13 protein-coding genes are annotated in these 14,720 nt (G+C 69.1%); 6 read left to right on the top strand and 7 right to left on the bottom strand.

All coding sequences use genetic code 11. The features are described from left to right. Positions 1 to 47 precede the first annotated feature (47 nt). Complete coding sequence (locus ATK30_RS43645) at positions 48 to 1,796, top strand: pyruvate dehydrogenase (protein ID WP_101440502.1); 1,749 nt, start codon at positions 48 to 50, stop codon at positions 1,794 to 1,796. A 275-nt stretch (positions 1,797 to 2,071) separates the two neighbouring features. On the opposite strand, the gene ATK30_RS43640 is transcribed toward ATK30_RS43645, so the two are convergent. The 3 genes from ATK30_RS43640 to ATK30_RS43630 all read right to left on the bottom strand — a co-directional run bounded on the left by ATK30_RS43640 (position 2,072) and on the right by ATK30_RS43630 (position 6,479). Continuing rightward, on the bottom strand, positions 2,072 to 3,961 hold the full coding sequence (locus tag ATK30_RS43640) for an ABC transporter ATP-binding protein (protein WP_208637764.1): 1,890 nt from the start codon (positions 3,959 to 3,961) through the stop codon (positions 2,072 to 2,074). A 113-nt stretch (positions 3,962 to 4,074) separates the two neighbouring features. Next, the gene (locus tag ATK30_RS43635) at positions 4,075 to 5,808 is read right to left on the bottom strand and encodes an ABC transporter ATP-binding protein (RefSeq protein WP_101440500.1); all 1,734 of its coding nucleotides are present in this window, start codon (positions 5,806 to 5,808) and stop codon (positions 4,075 to 4,077) included. Between the two features lie 44 nt (positions 5,809 to 5,852). Next, entirely contained in the window at positions 5,853 to 6,479 is a 627-nt protein-coding gene (locus ATK30_RS43630) for a TetR/AcrR family transcriptional regulator (protein WP_101441387.1), read from the bottom strand. A 114-nt stretch (positions 6,480 to 6,593) separates the two neighbouring features. On the opposite strand from ATK30_RS43630, the gene ATK30_RS43625 reads away from it, so the two are divergent. The 4 genes from ATK30_RS43625 (at position 6,594) to ATK30_RS43610 (ending at position 9,332) form a co-directional block, all read left to right on the top strand. Then, a complete protein-coding gene (locus ATK30_RS43625; protein WP_101440499.1) occupies positions 6,594 to 6,959 on the top strand; it encodes a VOC family protein in 366 nt (121 codons plus the stop codon). Beyond that, positions 6,956 to 7,900 (top strand): S41 family peptidase, encoded by a 945-nt coding sequence (locus ATK30_RS43620; RefSeq protein WP_101440498.1) that lies wholly within the window; start codon positions 6,956 to 6,958, stop codon positions 7,898 to 7,900. The genes ATK30_RS43625 and ATK30_RS43620 overlap by 4 nt, the downstream gene beginning before the upstream one ends. Before the next feature lie 97 nt (positions 7,901 to 7,997). Beyond that, complete coding sequence (gene ku, locus ATK30_RS43615) at positions 7,998 to 8,870, top strand: non-homologous end joining protein Ku (RefSeq protein WP_101441386.1); 873 nt, start codon at positions 7,998 to 8,000, stop codon at positions 8,868 to 8,870. Between the two features lie 255 nt (positions 8,871 to 9,125). Then, positions 9,126 to 9,332, top strand: coding sequence for a hypothetical protein (locus ATK30_RS43610; protein WP_101440497.1), 207 nt, complete (start codon positions 9,126 to 9,128; stop codon positions 9,330 to 9,332). A 175-nt stretch (positions 9,333 to 9,507) separates the two neighbouring features. Here the strand turns inward: ATK30_RS43610 and ahcY are convergent, their stop codons facing one another. Next, positions 9,508 to 10,968 carry an adenosylhomocysteinase gene (ahcY, locus tag ATK30_RS43605; protein WP_101440496.1) on the bottom strand — a complete coding sequence of 487 codons (1,461 nt, stop codon included), beginning with the start codon at positions 10,966 to 10,968 and terminating at the stop codon, positions 9,508 to 9,510. A 104-nt stretch (positions 10,969 to 11,072) separates the two neighbouring features. On the opposite strand from ahcY, the gene ATK30_RS43600 reads away from it, so the two are divergent. After that, positions 11,073 to 11,831 (top strand): class I SAM-dependent methyltransferase, encoded by a 759-nt coding sequence (locus tag ATK30_RS43600; protein WP_101440495.1) that lies wholly within the window; start codon positions 11,073 to 11,075, stop codon positions 11,829 to 11,831. Positions 11,832 to 12,001: 170 nt separating this feature from the next. Here the strand turns inward: ATK30_RS43600 and ATK30_RS43595 are convergent, their stop codons facing one another. From ATK30_RS43595 to ATK30_RS43585, 3 genes are all read right to left on the bottom strand, one after another. After that, a complete protein-coding gene (locus ATK30_RS43595; RefSeq protein WP_101440494.1) occupies positions 12,002 to 13,063 on the bottom strand; it encodes a DNA polymerase IV in 1,062 nt (353 codons plus the stop codon). Positions 13,064 to 13,368: 305 nt separating this feature from the next. Next, complete coding sequence (locus ATK30_RS43590) at positions 13,369 to 13,638, bottom strand: DUF3040 domain-containing protein (protein ID WP_101440493.1); 270 nt, start codon at positions 13,636 to 13,638, stop codon at positions 13,369 to 13,371. Between the two features lie 177 nt (positions 13,639 to 13,815). Further along, positions 13,816 to 14,583, bottom strand: a complete 768-nt coding sequence (locus ATK30_RS43585) for a right-handed parallel beta-helix repeat-containing protein (RefSeq protein ID WP_101440492.1) — start codon at positions 14,581 to 14,583, stop codon at positions 13,816 to 13,818. Between the last annotated feature and the right edge of the window lie 137 nt (positions 14,584 to 14,720).

The following is a 14,720-nucleotide window of genomic DNA, read 5'->3' as shown; positions in this document are numbered from 1 at the left end:
GATCGATGCCAGACTGCGAAGGGACTCTCACGAAGGGACGCAGGCGCATGGCGACGGTGGCCGACCAGTTGATCGACGTTCTGGTGCAATCCGGGGTGCACCGGATCTACGGGGTGGTGGGCGACAGCCTCAACCCGGTGGTGGACGCGGTGCGCCGCACCGGCGGTTCGGCGCGGGGCGGGATCGACTGGGTGCACGTGCGCAACGAGGAGGCCGGCGCGTTCGCCGCCGCGGCCGAGGCGCAGCTCACCGGACGCCTCGCGGTGTGCGCGGGCAGTTGCGGGCCGGGCAATCTGCATCTGCTGCAAGGGGTCTACGACGCGCATCGCTCCGGAGCGCCGGTGCTCGCGATCGCCTCGCACATCCCCTCGACGCAGATCGGCACCGGGTTCTTCCAGGAGACGCATCCGCAGCACCTGTTCGCCGAATGCTCCCACTACTGCGAGATGGTGAGCTCGCCCGAGCAGATGCCGCGGCTCGCGCGGATCGCGGTGCAGAACGCGGTCGGCCGGCGCGGGGCCGCGGTGCTGGTGCTGCCCGGCGACGTGTCGCACGAGCCCGCCGCGCACGCCACTGGCGAGTCCGCTTCGCTGGGCAGTCCGCCCGCGGTGGTGCCTGCTGAGGCTGACCTCGCTCGCCTCGCCGACCGGATCGACCGGGCGGAGAAGGTGATGATCATGGCTGGCGCGGGGTGCCGGGACGCGCACGACGAGGTGCTCGCGCTCGCGGACGCGGTCGGGGCGCCGGTCGGGCATTCGTTGCGGGGAAAGGAGTTCGTGCAGTACTCGAACCCGTTCGACGTCGGGATGAGCGGGCTGCTCGGCTATGGGGCCTGCTACGAGGCGATGCACGAGGCGGATCTCGTGTTGTTGCTGGGCACGGATTTCCCGTACGACAACTTCCTGCCGCAGCGGAACACCGTGCAGGTGGACATCGACCCCGCCCGGATGGGGCGTCGGTCGGTCCTCGAATTCGGGGTGCAGGGGGATGTCGGGGCGACGATTCGCGCGGTGCTGCCCCGGCTGCGGGAGCGTACTGATCGGTCGTTCTTGCATGCCATGTTGCGCAAGCACGAGCGGGGACTGCAGCGGGTCGTCGACGCTTATACCAACGAGGTGTCCAAGCACATCCCGCTGCATCCGGAGTATGTCGCGGATGTGCTGGACGAGGAAGCCGCGGACGATGCGGTGTTCACTGTGGACACTGGGATGTGCAACGTCTGGGCCGCTCGGTACGTCACGCCTAACGGGCGGCGGCGGATCCTGGGGTCGTTTGTGCACGGCAGCATGGCCAATGCGTTGCCGCACGCGATCGGGGCGCAGGCTGCCGCGCCTGGGCGCCAGGTGGTGGCGATGTGCGGCGACGGCGGGCTCGCGATGTTGATGGGGGAGCTGCTGACGCTCAAGACGCATGCGTTGCCCGTCAAGGCGGTGGTGTTCAACAACTCTTCGCTGGGGATGGTGAAGCTCGAGATGCTCGTGGACGGGTTGCCGGAGTTCGGCACCGACCACGATCAGGTGGACTTCGCGGGCATCGCCCGGGCGGCCGGGTTGCATGCGCGGCGGGTGGAGAAGCCCGGGGAGGTCCGGGAGGGGATCCGGGACATTCTGGCGCACGACGGGCCGGCGGTGCTGGATGTGGTTACGGATCCTAATGCGTTGTCTATTCCGCCTAATATCACCGCGGCGCAGGTGAAGGGGTTTGCGTTGGCGGCCAGCAAGACGGTGTTGAGCGGGGGAGTGGGGAAGATGCTGGAATTGGCCAAGTCTAATTTGCGGAATATTCCTCGGATTTGAGGTGGGGCGTCGGGGTTCGGCTCGTCGCCTGGCGGCGACATTGCGCCTTGTCTGAGTTGGGGGCACCCCGAAGCCCAGTGTGCTGACGGTTCGGGGGTGCTTGTCAAGGCGGGAAAGATGCCTTGACAAGCACCCCCGAACCGCAGGGAAGGCTTCGTATCGGGGTGCGGGGGTGGTGTGGGTGCTTGGTGGGTTGGGTGCGTTGGTTGCGGTGGGATGGGAAGGGCCTCCGAGGAAGTGGTTCCTCGGAGGCCTGTTTGTGTGTGTGGGATGTGTTATTCGGTTTCTGCCATGGCTTCTGCGAATTGGGCTGCGTAGAGGCGGGAGTAGGCGCCGCCTGCGTTGATGAGCGTTTCGTGGTTGCCTTGTTCTACGATGTTGCCGTTTTCCATCACCAGGATGACGTCGGCGTCCCGGATGGTGGAGAGGCGGTGGGCGATCACGAAGCTCGTGCGGCCGGTGCGCAGCGAGTTCATGGCGTGCTGGATCAGCACTTCGGTGCGGGTGTCCACCGAGCTCGTGGCCTCGTCCAGGATCAGGATCGCGGGCTTGGCCAGGAAGGCTCGTGCGACGGTGATCAGCTGCTTTTCGCCGGTGCTGACGGTGCCGCCTTCGTCGTCCAGCACCGTGTCGTAGCCGTCTGGGAGGGTGCGCACGAAGCGGTCCACGTAGGTTGCCTTCGCGGCTTCGATGACCTGTTCGCGGGTGACGTTGTCCGCGCCGTACGCGATGTTTTCCGCGATCGTGCCGCCGAACAGCCAGGCGTCCTGCAGGACCATGCCGGTCTTCGAGCGCAGTTCTTCGCGGTCCATGGCCTTGATGTCGACGCCGTCCAGGGTGATCCGGCCGCCGTCGATCTCGTAGAACCGCATCAGGAGGTTGACCAGCGTGGTTTTGCCCGCGCCGGTCGGGCCCACGATCGCGACGGTGCTGCCGGGTTCGACCGACAGCGACAGGTCTTCGATGAGCGGCGTGTCCTTCAGGTAGCGGAACGACACGTGCTCGAATTCGACCTTGCCGCGCACGACCTCCGGGCGCCGCGGCTGCTCCGGCTCCGGTTCCTGCTCCTTCGCGTCCAGCAGCGCGAACACCCGCTCGGCCGAGGCGACGCCGGACTGCAGCAGGTTCGCCATGCTCGCGATCTGCGTGACCGGCTGGCTGAACTGGCGCGAGTACTGGATGAACGCCTGCACGTCGCCCAGGGTCAGGCTGCCGGACGCGACCCGCAGGGCGCCGACGACCGCGACCAGCACGTAGCTCAGGTTGCCGATGAACATCATTCCCGGCTGGATCGTGCCGGAGATGAACGACGCCTTGAAGCTCGCCTCGTACAGCGCCTCGTTCTGCTGCCGGAAGAGCTCCTCGGCCTCCTTGCGGCGGCCGAAGACGTGCACCAGCGAGTGGCCCGAGTACATCTCCTCGATGTGCGCGTTGAGCTTCCCGGTCGTCGACCACTGCCGGATGAACTGCGGCTGCGCGCGTTTGCCGATCTTGGCCGCGACGAACACCGACAGCGGCACCGTCAGCAGCACGATCGCGCCCAGCAGCGGCGAGATCACGAACATCATCACCAGCACGCCCAGCACGGTGAACAGCGAAGTGACGATCTGCGACAGCGTCTGCTGCAGCGACTGCGCCAGGTTGTCGATGTCGTTGGTGACCCGGCTCAGCACCTCGCCGCGCGGCTGGCGGTCGAAATAGCGCAGCGGCAGCCGCGCGAACTTCGCCTCGATGTCCTGGCGCAGCCGGAACACCGCGCCCTGCACGAGATTCGTGGTGAGCCGCGCCTGGATGACGCCCAGGAACGCCGCGAAGACGTACAGCGCCAGCACGATCATGAGCACCTGGCCGACCGCGGTGAAGTCGACGCCGTGGCCGGGCACCAGGTCGACGCGGGTGAACATGTCGGCCAGCGTGTTCTCGCCGCGGGCCCGCAGACCCTCGATCACCTGCTCCTTGGTCGCGCCCGCCGGCAGATGCCTGCTGGACACGCCGGCGAAGATCAGGTCGGTCGCCCGCGCCAGCACCTTCGGCCCGAGGACGGTCAGCGCCACGCCGATCGCGCCGAGCACCAGCACCCCGGTCAGCGCCGCCCGTTGCGGGCGCAGCAGCCGCAGCAGCCGGGCGAGCGAACCCTTGAAGTCGAGCGGTTTCTCCGCGGGCATCCCCGCGGACATCATCCGGCCGGGCCCCGCGACGGGTTGCGGCCGCGTCTTGTCGCGGGCGACGGCGGCCGGTTCGTCGGCGTCGTGCGCGACAGCGGTTTTCGTTTCCTCGCTCACGCCGCCTCCTGCTCAGTCAGCTGCGAAAGCACGATTTCCCGGTAGGTTTCGTTGGTGTCCATCAGCTCGTGGTGGGTTCCGGTGCCGACGACGCGGCCGTCGTCGAGCACGATGATCCGGTCCGCGCCGCGGATCGTGCTGACCCGCTGCGCGACGATGACGACGGTCGCGTCGCGGGTTTCGTCGGCGAGCGCGCGGCGCAGCGCGGCGTCGGTGGCGTAGTCGAGCGCGCTGAACGAATCGTCGAACAGGTAGATCTCCGGCCGGTGCACCAGCATCCGCGCGATCGCGATGCGCTGCCGCTGACCGCCGGAGACGTTCGTGCCGCCCTGGGCGATGGGGGAGTCGAGGCCCTGTTCCATCCGTTCGACGAAGTCCTTGCCCTGCGCGACTTCCAGCGCGTGCCACAGCTCTTCGTCCGTCGCGTCCGGATTGCCGTAGCGGAGGTTGCTGGCGACCGTCCCGGCGAACAGGTACGGCTTCTGCGGCACCATGCTGACCACCGACGAGAGCACTGCCGGGTCGAGCTGGCGGACGTCCACGCCGTCCACCCGGACCGAGCCCTTCGTGGCGTCCATCAGCCGCGGGATCAGGTTGAGCAGCGTCGTCTTCCCGCTGCCCGTGCTGCCGATGATCGCGGTGGTCTCCCCGGGCCGGGCGAACAGCGACACGTCCTGCAGCACCGGCTTTTCCGCGCCGGGGTACCGGAATTCGACGCCGGTGAGGTCGAGGCGCCCGCGCTCGGCTCCGGCCGGGAGCGGCTCGGCCGGCAGGCGCACGCTCGACTCGGTGTCGAGCACCTCGGTGATCCGCTCGGCGCTGACCTCCGCGCGCGGCACCATCATGAACATGAAGGTGGCCATCATGACCGCCATCAGGATCTGCAGCAGATAGGACAGGAACGCGGTGAGCGCGCCGATCTGCATGGCCCCGCTGTCGACCCGCTGCCCGCCGAACCACAGCACGGCGACGCTCGACACGTTCACCACCAGCATCACGGTGGGGAACATCAGCGCGATCAGCCTGCCGACCCGCAGCGACACCGTGAACAGCTCGTCGTTCGCGCGGCCGAAGCGCTCGCGCTCGTGCTGGTCGCGGACGAACGCGCGGATCACCCGGATGCCCATGATCTGCTCGCGCAGGACCTGGTTGATCCGGTCGAGGCGCACCTGCATGAGCCGGAACGCCGAGCGCAGCCGCATGACGATGAGGCCGATCGCGACGCCCAGCACCGGCACGATGACGACGAGCAGCGACGACAGGGGGACATCCTGCTGCAGCGCGAGCAGGATGCCGCCGACGCACATGATCGGCGCGGACACCATCAGCGTGAAGGTGAGCGAGGCGAGCAGCTGGATCTGCTGGACGTCGTTGGTGGTGCGGGTGATCAGCGACGGCGTGCCGAACTTGCCGATCTCGCGGGCGGAGAAATCCTGCACGCGGTGGAAGACTCCGGCGCGGAGGTCGCGGCCGACGGCCGAGGCGACGCGGGCGCCGTGGTAGACGGCCCCGATCGACCCGGCGATCTGGACCAGCGTGATCAGCAGCATCACGCCGCCGATCTTGATGATGTAGCCGGTGTCGCCCTTGACGAGGCCGCCGTCGATGATGTCGGCGTTGAGCGTGGGCAGGTACAGCGCGGCGATCGTCTGCACCAGTTGCAGTGCGACGACGAGCCACAGCGCGGCCCGGTACGGGCGCAGGTAGCTGCGCAACAAGGTGACCAGCACGGTCGGGCACTCCCCCAAAAAAAGTGAATGGCGTCGGTTCGGGTCTAGCGTGCCGCGCCGGACGCGGCCAGTGCGGGCATCCCCGCGGCTGCCTCCCGCAGGAGGCCGGTGAAGATCGATACGAACTCTTCGTCGTCGGAGTCCGAATTGAGCCAGGTTTCGAAGGCGATGCGCGAAGCGTTCTGCACAATGCCCGCCATCAGCCGGGCGTGCAACGGATTTGCGTGGTCGCCCGCTCGTTCGGCGATGGCGTCGGCCAGCACGCGCTCGACGGTCGCGTACGCGCGCAGCATCTCGCCGAACAGGCCGCCGTTCTTCATCATCGCGCGCACCCGCCGCACGTCCTCGCGGTTCGGGCGGTCCTCCTCGGCGAACCGCGTGAGCGAGGCGTTGACGACCGCGTCCCAGAGCGGCTCGTCGGCGGGCCTCGCCAGAAGCGCTTCGCGCACGCGTTCCTGCCGTTCGACGATGAACGCGCAGACAGCTTCCTCCTTGCTGGAAAAGTAGTTGTTGAAGGTGCGCGGGGACACGCCCACCTCGCTCGCGATGTCCTCCACCCGCAACTGGTCGAGGCCGCGCTCGAGCGCGATCCGCAGCGCGGCGTCGGCGAGCGCCCTTCGCGCGGCTCGCTTCTTGCGCTCGCGCAGGCCCAGGGGAGCGGTGGAAGTCACCGGATCGAGAATAGCAGCGAAAGTTGCGTGGTGCGAAAAATTATGCGGACCGCGAAAATTTTCGTTCTCGCAGAGGTGTGGGGCCGCGCGGGAGATCTGTGCCAGGATGAACACATGTTCGACGGACTGCGCACGATCGTGTATCCGGCCGAGGACCTGGCGGTGGCCAAGGAGTGGTGGACCCGGGTGCTCGGGGTGCCGCCGTACTTCGACGAACCGTTCTACGTCGGGTACAGCGTCCACGGCTACGAACTGGCGCTCGACCCGAACGGCCGCGCGGAGAACGGCGACGGGCCGGTGACGTACTGGGGCGTGCCGGACGTGGAAGCCGCGGTGGCGAAGCTGGTCGGGGAGGGCGCGGCCGAGCACGCGGCGGTGACCGACTTCGGCGGCGGGATCCGGACCGCGCTGGTGCGCGCACCGGACGGCAACCTGGTCGGCGTGATCGAGAATCCGCATTTCCCGGGCTCGCCGGCTTGAGAAGAGCGCTGGCCGCGGTCGTCGCGCTGGTGCTGCTCGGCGCCGGACTGGTCGCGGCCCAGCCGTCCGTGCCGACGCCGCCGACGTATCTTCTCGGCGCGCTGAATCTGCTGCGGACGCATTCGATCGACCGGGACCGGGTCGACTGGCCGCGTGCGGAGGCCGAGGCCTTGCGCGCCGCCGAGGGGGTTTCGACCTACTCCGGGACTTATCCGGCGATCCGGACCGTGCTCGCCGAACTGGGCAACCCGCACAGCGCACTGCTCACTCCCGCGCAAGCGCGGCCACTGTCGGCGGCGACGATCGAGGTGCCGTCGAGTTCCGTGTCGGACGGCATCGCGGTGCTGAAGATTCCCGGCTTTGTCTCCGATCCCGCGGGCGAACGGCGTTACGTCGCGGCTGGGGTGGCGGCGCTGCGGGCGGTCGAAGCGCAGGCCTCGTGCGGCTGGATCGTCGATCTTCGCGACGACACCGGCGGGAACATGTGGCCGATGCTGACGGTGCTGGCTCCGTTGCTGGGGGACGGGATCGCGGGTTCGTTCTCCGCACCCGGGGCGGCTCCGACCTTCTGGTCCGTCCGCGACGGGCGGGCCTGGTCCGGCGAGGTCCCGCGCACGGACGAGGTCAACCCGGTGCGGCTGAGCCGTCCGGCACCGCCGGTCGCGGTGCTGACCTCGCGGATCACCGCCAGTTCGGGCGAGGCGACGTTGATCGCCTTCCGCGGGCTCGGCCGGGCCGCGACGTTCGGCGGGGCCACCGCGGGATTCGCCACCGCCAATGACGTGTTCGCCCTGGCCGACGGCGCGAAACTCGTCGTCACCAGCGCGGTCGACGTCGACCGGGCCGGGCGGCGCTACGGCGCGTGGCCGATCGCGCCCGATCATCCGACACCGGATCCGGACACAGGAGCCGGGCAGTGGCTGCGCGGTCGCTGCGCGTAGGCCCCGGACCTGCGCGGACTGTCGGATTCGGACGATCGCGGCTACGGTGGTGACCGAGCGTGAATACGTACCGGCGAACTCGGCGGAGGTGCGCGGCATGCGGTCGATGTGGAAGGGCTCGGTGTCCTTCGGGCTGGTCAGCATCCCGATCCAGCTGTACGCGGCGACCGAGAACAAGAACGTGTCGCTGCGCCAGGTGCACGTCGCCGACGGCGGGCGGATCCAGTACAAGCGGTTCTGCTCGATCGACGGCGAGGAGGTGCCCTACTCCGACATCGCCAAGGGCTACGAGCTGCCCGACGGCGAGATGGTCGTGATCACCGACGCCGACCTCGCCGAACTGCCGCTGCCCACCCAGCGTTCGATCGACGTGCTCGAATTCGTGCCGCTGGAGTCGATCGACCCGATCCGGTTCGACCGCACCTACTACCTGGAACCGCAGAAGAACGCGGTCAAGCCGTATGTGGTGCTGCGCGACGCGCTGCAGAAGGCGAGCCACGTGGCGATCGCGAAGGTCGCGGTGCGCCAGCGGGAGAGCCTGGCACTGCTGCGCGTCGTGGACGACGTGCTCGTGATGACCACGATGCTGTGGGCCGACGAGGTCCGCGTCCCGGATTTCCCGTTCCTGCACGAGGATCCGCCGCAGGTCCGGCCGCAGGAGGTGACGATGGCGGGGTCGCTGATCGACTCGCTGTCCGAGCCGGTGTTCGAACCGGAAAAGTACTCCGACTCCTACCGCGAAGCGCTCGAGGCGATGATCGAGGCGAAGGCGGGCGGCGGCCAGACGGTCGGCGCGCCGAAACAGGGGGAGAAGGCCGAGGTCGTCGACCTGATGGCGGCGCTGGAAGCGAGCGTGTCGGCGGCGAAGAAAACGCGCGGGCCTGCCAAGGAGAAGAAGAAAGCCGCCGGCGACGGCACAACGGCGGCGAAGAAACCGGCCGCGCGGGCTCGGCGGCCGAAAAGCGCCTGAGCGGGGTTTTCGCCGGCGCCCGGTGCTCGGGCGGAGTGTTCCGCGGCGCGGAATAGTGAAATTTCACCGTTGCCGTCCGGAAAATGCCGTTCGTCACGCCGGGTGAGCGAGTGCGGCGTACTTCACCGGACCGTGGGGGCCGACACGCCGCCCGGTATTCTGCGGCGGCGAGATTTCCAGTGGTACCAAAGAGGAGTCCGGCCCCGGAGCACCTGGCGCCGGGGACTCGAATACCTGAGCGGAAGGCGGCTGAGCATGGAGTGCGCGTTCTGCACGAGCGGCATCGACCACTGTCACGGCACCCTGGTGGTCCACCCGGACCGCGGGTTCGCCGAGTGCACCGACCCGTCCTGCCTCGACCTGGACCGGGTCCGGCACGGCCTGATCATCGACTGTCACACCCTCGACGCCGGGTGCGCCTGCACCGGAGCGGAGAAATCCCTGCTGCGGCAGGCTTCCTGACCTGCGGCGGCGGCCGGGTCCGTCGCACCGCGCAGCCGGGGCATCTCTACCCGATCGGGTACCCGGCCGTGTACAAGCTGCTTGGCGATGTGCTAACACTACCGGGGGTCCTTCGGCTCTCCCTCCCCCTCGGAGCCGGAGGACCCCTTTTTCCCGGCAGTGCCGGTCCGCTCGGTCAGTAGCGGTAATGGTCCAGTTTGTACGGTCCGTCGACGTCCACGCCGAGATACTCGGCCTGTTCCTTGGTCAGCTTGGTCAGCCGGACGCCGAGCGCGTCGAGGTGCAGCCGCGCGACCTTCTCGTCGAGGTGCTTCGGCAGCCGGTACACGTCGTTCGCGTAGCCGCCCGGCTTGCCGAACAGTTCGATCTGCGCGAGCACCTGGTTCGCGAACGACGCGGACATCACGAACGACGGGTGCCCGGTCGCGTTGCCGAGGTTCATCAGCCTGCCCTCGGACAGCACGATGATCGCGTGCCCGTCCGGGAACCGCCACGTGTGCACCTGCGGTTTGACCTCGGTTTTGACGATGCCCGGGACCTTCGCGAGCCCCGCCATGTCGATCTCGTTGTCGAAGTGGCCGACGTTCGCGACGATCGCCTGGTGCTTCATCCGCCCCATCTGCTCGGCCGAGACGATGCCGAAATTGCCGGTGGTGGTGAGGAAAATGTCGGCGCGCTCCACGACGTCGTCGAGTTCCACCACGTCGAGCCCGTCCATCGCGGCCTGCAGCGCGCAGATCGGGTCGATCTCCGTCACCGCGACGCGCGCGCCCTGTCCGCGCAGCGCCTCGACCGCGCCCTTGCCGACGTCGCCGTACCCGCACACGACGGCGTACTTGCCGCCGATCATCACGTCGGTGCCCCGATTGAGGCCGTCCGGGAGCGAATGGCGGATTCCGTACCGGTTGTCGAACTTCGACTTCGTGACCGAGTCGTTGACGTTCATCGCCGGGAACAGCAGTTCGCCGGCGGCCGCGAGCTGGTACAGCCGGTTCACGCCCGCCGTGGTCTCCTCGGTGACCCCGCGGATCGCGCCGGCGATCCGGGTGAACCGCTGCGGATCCTCGGCCAGGCTGGCCGCCAGGGTGCGCAGCAGGATCCGGTAGTCCTCCGGATCGTCCTCGCGCGCGGCGGGCACCGCGCCCGCCTTCTCGAACTCGGCTCCCTTGTGGACGAGCAGGGTCGCGTCGCCGCCGTCGTCGAGGATCATGTTCGGCGGTTCGCCGCCGGGGAAACGGCACAGCTGGTCGGTGCACCACCAGTATTCGTCGAGGGTTTCGCCCTTCCACGCGAATACCGCGGCGCCCTCGGGACGCTCCGGGGTTCCGTCCGGGCCGACGACGACCGCCGCGGCCGCCTCGTCCTGGGTGGAGAAGATGTTGCAGGACACCCAGCGCACCTCGGCGCCGAGCGCGACGAGCGTTTCGATCAGCACCGCGGTCTGCACGGTCATGTGCAGCGAGCCCGCGATACGCGCGCCCTTGAGCGGCTGGGACTCCGCGAACTCGCGGCGCAGCGCCATCAGTCCGGGCATTTCGTGCTCGGCGAGGTCGAGCTGGATGCGTCCGGCCGCGGCGAGCGACAGGTCGGCGACCGCGAACTCGAGGGCGTCGACGGTACGCAGGGTAGGCGACATTGTCCGGTCCTTTCGGGGTTTTTCGGGCAGAATGGAGCACCGGCGTCTTGCTGGCGCTCACAAGGGGAGGCGCGCGCGGTGCTTGTCAGGCCAGAATGCCGGGCATGACCGAGCGCGCGTTGACTTTCGGGGCGGTGGCGCAGGCGTACGAGCGGTACCGCCCGGGATATCCCGCCGAACTAGCCGAGCGGGTGCTGGACTACGCGGGCACGCCGGTCGCCGACGCGCTCGAAATCGGGGCCGGGACAGGGAAAATGACCCGGGTGTTCGCGGGCCGGGGGATCGCGGTCACCGCGACCGATCCGGATCCGGCGATGCTCGCCGAACTGCGCAAGCACGTGCCCGCCGAGGTCGAGACGCGGCAAGGCGCGCTGGAGGACCTGCGGCCGGAGCGGCAGTACGGGCTGGTGTACTCGGCCGCGGCCCTGCACTGGACGGACCCGGCCGGGCGGTGGCCGCGGATCGCCGCGCTGCTCGCCCCCGGCGGGGTGTTCGCGTCGGTCGGCGGACCCGCCGAGCTGGCGGATCCCGTTGTGCGGCAAGCGGTCGAGGAGGCGCAGGCTCCGTTTCTGGACAGCGCGGAGATCCCGTCGCCGGACGGCACACCGCCGGAGAGCAAGCTGCGGTGGCCGGGCACGGAACTCGAGAAGTCCCAGCTGTTCGCCGATGTCCGGCAGTTCGTCGTCTCGGAGCGGCTGACGCTGCGCGCGGACGAGTACGTCGGTCTGCTGTCCACGGTCTCCGCGTACCTGATGCTGCCGATTTCGGTGCGGCAACAGGTTTTCCAGCGGATTCGGCAGGTGTTGCCGGACACGGTCGAGCTGGCCGCCGACCACACGGTGCACGTCGCGCGACGGCGCTGACCGGGCCGGAATCGTCAGTAACACGCGGCACCTCCTGAACCAGGAGGCGCCCTTCTCTCGAAGTCCCGCGGGCCGAGCGTGGCGGGAAACCCCGTCGCAGCGCCTCTCGGCCCGGAGCCGCACCCAGGCGGGTGCGTCGATTCCACCTTGGCAAGGCCGGTCCGCACCTGTCAAGCGCGCGGGAACTCCGCACGGACGCCGAGCAGTCGCACCGGCTTGCCGAAAGTGAAGCGGCCCAACAGGTCTTGCGCCGCCGCGGAGAGCACAGCCGGATCCGAGGACGGTGCGGGCAGCGTCACGCTGTGCGTGTGGGTCAGGAAGGGCGCGAACCGCACCTTGACCGCGACGCGGGCAGCGGGACGTCCCTCGTCAGCGACGTCCTGCGCGACGCGTTCGGCGAGAGTCGCGGTCTCTCGGGCGATGGCTTCCGGGTCGGTGAGGTCTTGCTGGAATGTTGTTTCCCTGCTTCGGGAACGCGCGACGTACGGGGTGGCGCTCACCTCGGCGTCGCCGATGCCGCCGGCCAGCAGTCGGTACCAGGGGCCGAGTTTCGGCCCGAACCGCGCGGCGAGCGCGTCGGGATCGGCGGCGGCGAGATCGAGAATGGTGGAGTATCCGGCCTCGGCGAGTTTCTTCGCGGTTTTCCGGCCGATTCCCCATAACGCGTCGGTGGGCCGTTCGGCCATGACGTCCCACCAGTTTTCCTGGGTGAGCCGGTAGATTCCGGCCGGTTTCGCGAAACCGGTGGCGAGTTTGGCGCGGAGTTTGTTGTCGCCGATTCCGACGGACGACGAGAGCCCGGTTTCTTCTTCGATTCCGCGCCGGATTTCCGCGGCGAGCGCTTCGGGATCGTCGGCGGTGGCGCCGAGGAACGCTTCGTCCCAGCCGAGCACCTCGACGACCGCCGGGAATTCCCGCAGCCGGGCCATCACGCGGTCGGAGACCTCCTGGTACGCCGGGGCGTCGACCGGGAGGAGGACGGCGTCCGGGCAGCGTTTGACGGCCAGCCGCAGCGGCATGCCGGAGTCGACGCCGAACTCGCGCGCCTCGTAGGACGCGGTGGCCACGACGGCGCGCTCGGCCGGATCGCCTTTCCCGCCGACGATCACCGGCCGCCCGCGCAGCTCCGGCCGCCGGGCGACCTCGACGGCCGCGATGAACTGGTCGAGGTCGACGTGCAGCACCCAGTCGGACACCGGACCAGTGTGCGGTGCGGGGGTCGGGCGGCGCATCCGGAGGCGGGCGGCGGGGTGTGCTGGCCGGGTCGCGGCCCGGACGGGGCTGGTGGTCGGGGAGCGCGGTGTAGTCCGGCGATGGTGGGTGGCGGGGGAAGGGGTGTCCGGTGGACGTCGGCGGTGGGCTAGAGGTGTGCTGGCCAGGCGGGCTGGGGGGTCGAGTTGTGTGTGCTCTGGTCCGGTGAGTTCAGTGCCTGCGGAAGCGGCGTTCCGGCCAGAGGGCATCCGCTTTGGCCATGAGCGGCCGTCACGGGCGGACGCGGACCAGCACCGCGGGGAGTCCGGCGGAGCGGATCAGCCGGTCACCGGCGGTCGCGGCAGCGGGCCAGGTGCGCGGCCACCCCGCCCGCCGCGGCGAACAGGGCGCAGACCGTCAGCGCCGGACTCGATCCGGCGATTCCCGCGACCAGGAGGCCGCACGCGGCGACGTCCAGCAGGATCGCGAACGCGGTGAGCAGCACGGCGGAGCGGGCCGGTTTGCCGCGGCGCAGGGCGGCCGCCAGTTCCGGGTCGCTGGTTTCGAACCAGCGCTCGATCTTGTCCAGCTCGACGCGTTCGTGATGACTGAGCATGGAGTTCTCCTTCGGCGGCCCGCGTGCCGTCATCGGGGAGATACCCGCCCTGTCCCCTGGTGAACCGCGTCACTTCGGATTCACCCGACTGTCCGAATCCGGGCGAATTCCGGCGGTTTCGGTCACGGTGCGCGGTCGGCCGGACCGTCCACAAAGGTCCGCAAAGGTCCGCAAAAGTCACGGAGCGCACGCGGGCTCCGGCCCGGCGTAGCCCTCTCGCGACGAATCGTCGATGCCGAGCTCGCAGGGGATCGACGGGTCCACGCGGTTGCCTTCGACGCGGGCGCCGGTGGAGTGGATCGCCAGGCCGATCGCGTGATCGGGCCCCGCGGCGAAGGCGTTGCCCGTGATGGTGGCCTGCTGGACGTCCTCGAACATCAGCGTCTGCGAAGCCACCAGCGTCTCGCAGAAGTTGTCCTTGATCAGGAAATCCGTCGTGTGGCCTTTTCCGTCGCCCTCGCCGTCGTTCGGGCCTTCGGCCATCAGGCACATGTTGTCGATTTTCTCGCAGCGGTTCCCTTCGATCCGGACGTGGTTGCTCGGCGGGCTGTCGCTGGAAAAGGTCTGCATGCAGTCGGCGTGCGCACCGTCGCGGTTCGACGTCCGGCTGATGGTGTTGTGCTCGATCGCGAGGTAATCGCCGAAGAAGCGGATGCCGTCGCCGTCTCCGCCTTGCGGGGCGGTGATTCTGGTGTTCCTCAGGGTCACGTGATTGCCGCGGATTTCCACGCCGGGCGCGGACGGTCTGTCGAGGGTGAATCCGTCGACGACGACCCAGTCGGCGTCGACGTCGATGCCGCGGACGGATTGCCCGCCGCCGGAGTACACGCGCGGCTGATCCGGGGTGCCGCCCGCGGTGAGGTGCAGCCGGGGCCCGGCGGCCTGTGCGGACGGGGCGAAGGCAACGGCCAGGACCGCGGTGACGGCGAGGGCGAGGGCGCGCATCGGTCTCCTTCTTTCGCTCGGTCGGGGGACGCGGCGAAGGTAGGTCCGGACGACGGGAGGGGTCCCGGGCCGCTTTCTGCGAACGGAGGCGATGCAGTATCGTTACTGCGAGTTACCTCACAGGGGTCGGACCACGC

Origin of the sequence: Amycolatopsis echigonensis (assembly GCF_002846615.1) — a bacterium.
Classification (GTDB): Bacteria; Actinomycetota; Actinomycetes; order Mycobacteriales; family Pseudonocardiaceae; genus Amycolatopsis; species Amycolatopsis echigonensis.
This window is presented reverse-complemented; position numbering and strand designations above follow the sequence as displayed.

What these genes read in the sequence shown, in the direction of transcription:
- ATK30_RS43640 (WP_208637764.1), bottom strand. Translation starts at nt 3,961, where the DNA reads ATGCCCGCGGAGAAACCGCTCGACTTCAAGGGTTCGCTCGCCCGGCTG.
- ATK30_RS43610 (WP_101440497.1), top strand. Translation starts at nt 9,126, where the DNA reads ATGGAGTGCGCGTTCTGCACGAGCGGCATCGACCACTGTCACGGCACC.
- ATK30_RS43585 (WP_101440492.1), bottom strand. Translation starts at nt 14,583, where the DNA reads ATGCGCGCCCTCGCCCTCGCCGTCACCGCGGTCCTGGCCGTTGCCTTC.
- ku (WP_101441386.1), top strand. Translation starts at nt 7,998, where the DNA reads ATGCGGTCGATGTGGAAGGGCTCGGTGTCCTTCGGGCTGGTCAGCATC.
- ATK30_RS43645 (WP_101440502.1), top strand. Translation starts at nt 48, where the DNA reads ATGGCGACGGTGGCCGACCAGTTGATCGACGTTCTGGTGCAATCCGGG.
- ATK30_RS43600 (WP_101440495.1), top strand. Translation starts at nt 11,073, where the DNA reads ATGACCGAGCGCGCGTTGACTTTCGGGGCGGTGGCGCAGGCGTACGAG.
- ahcY (WP_101440496.1), bottom strand. Translation starts at nt 10,968, where the DNA reads ATGTCGCCTACCCTGCGTACCGTCGACGCCCTCGAGTTCGCGGTCGCC.
- ATK30_RS43625 (WP_101440499.1), top strand. Translation starts at nt 6,594, where the DNA reads ATGTTCGACGGACTGCGCACGATCGTGTATCCGGCCGAGGACCTGGCG.
- ATK30_RS43590 (WP_101440493.1), bottom strand. Translation starts at nt 13,638, where the DNA reads ATGCTCAGTCATCACGAACGCGTCGAGCTGGACAAGATCGAGCGCTGG.
- ATK30_RS43595 (WP_101440494.1), bottom strand. Translation starts at nt 13,063, where the DNA reads ATGCGCCGCCCGACCCCCGCACCGCACACTGGTCCGGTGTCCGACTGG.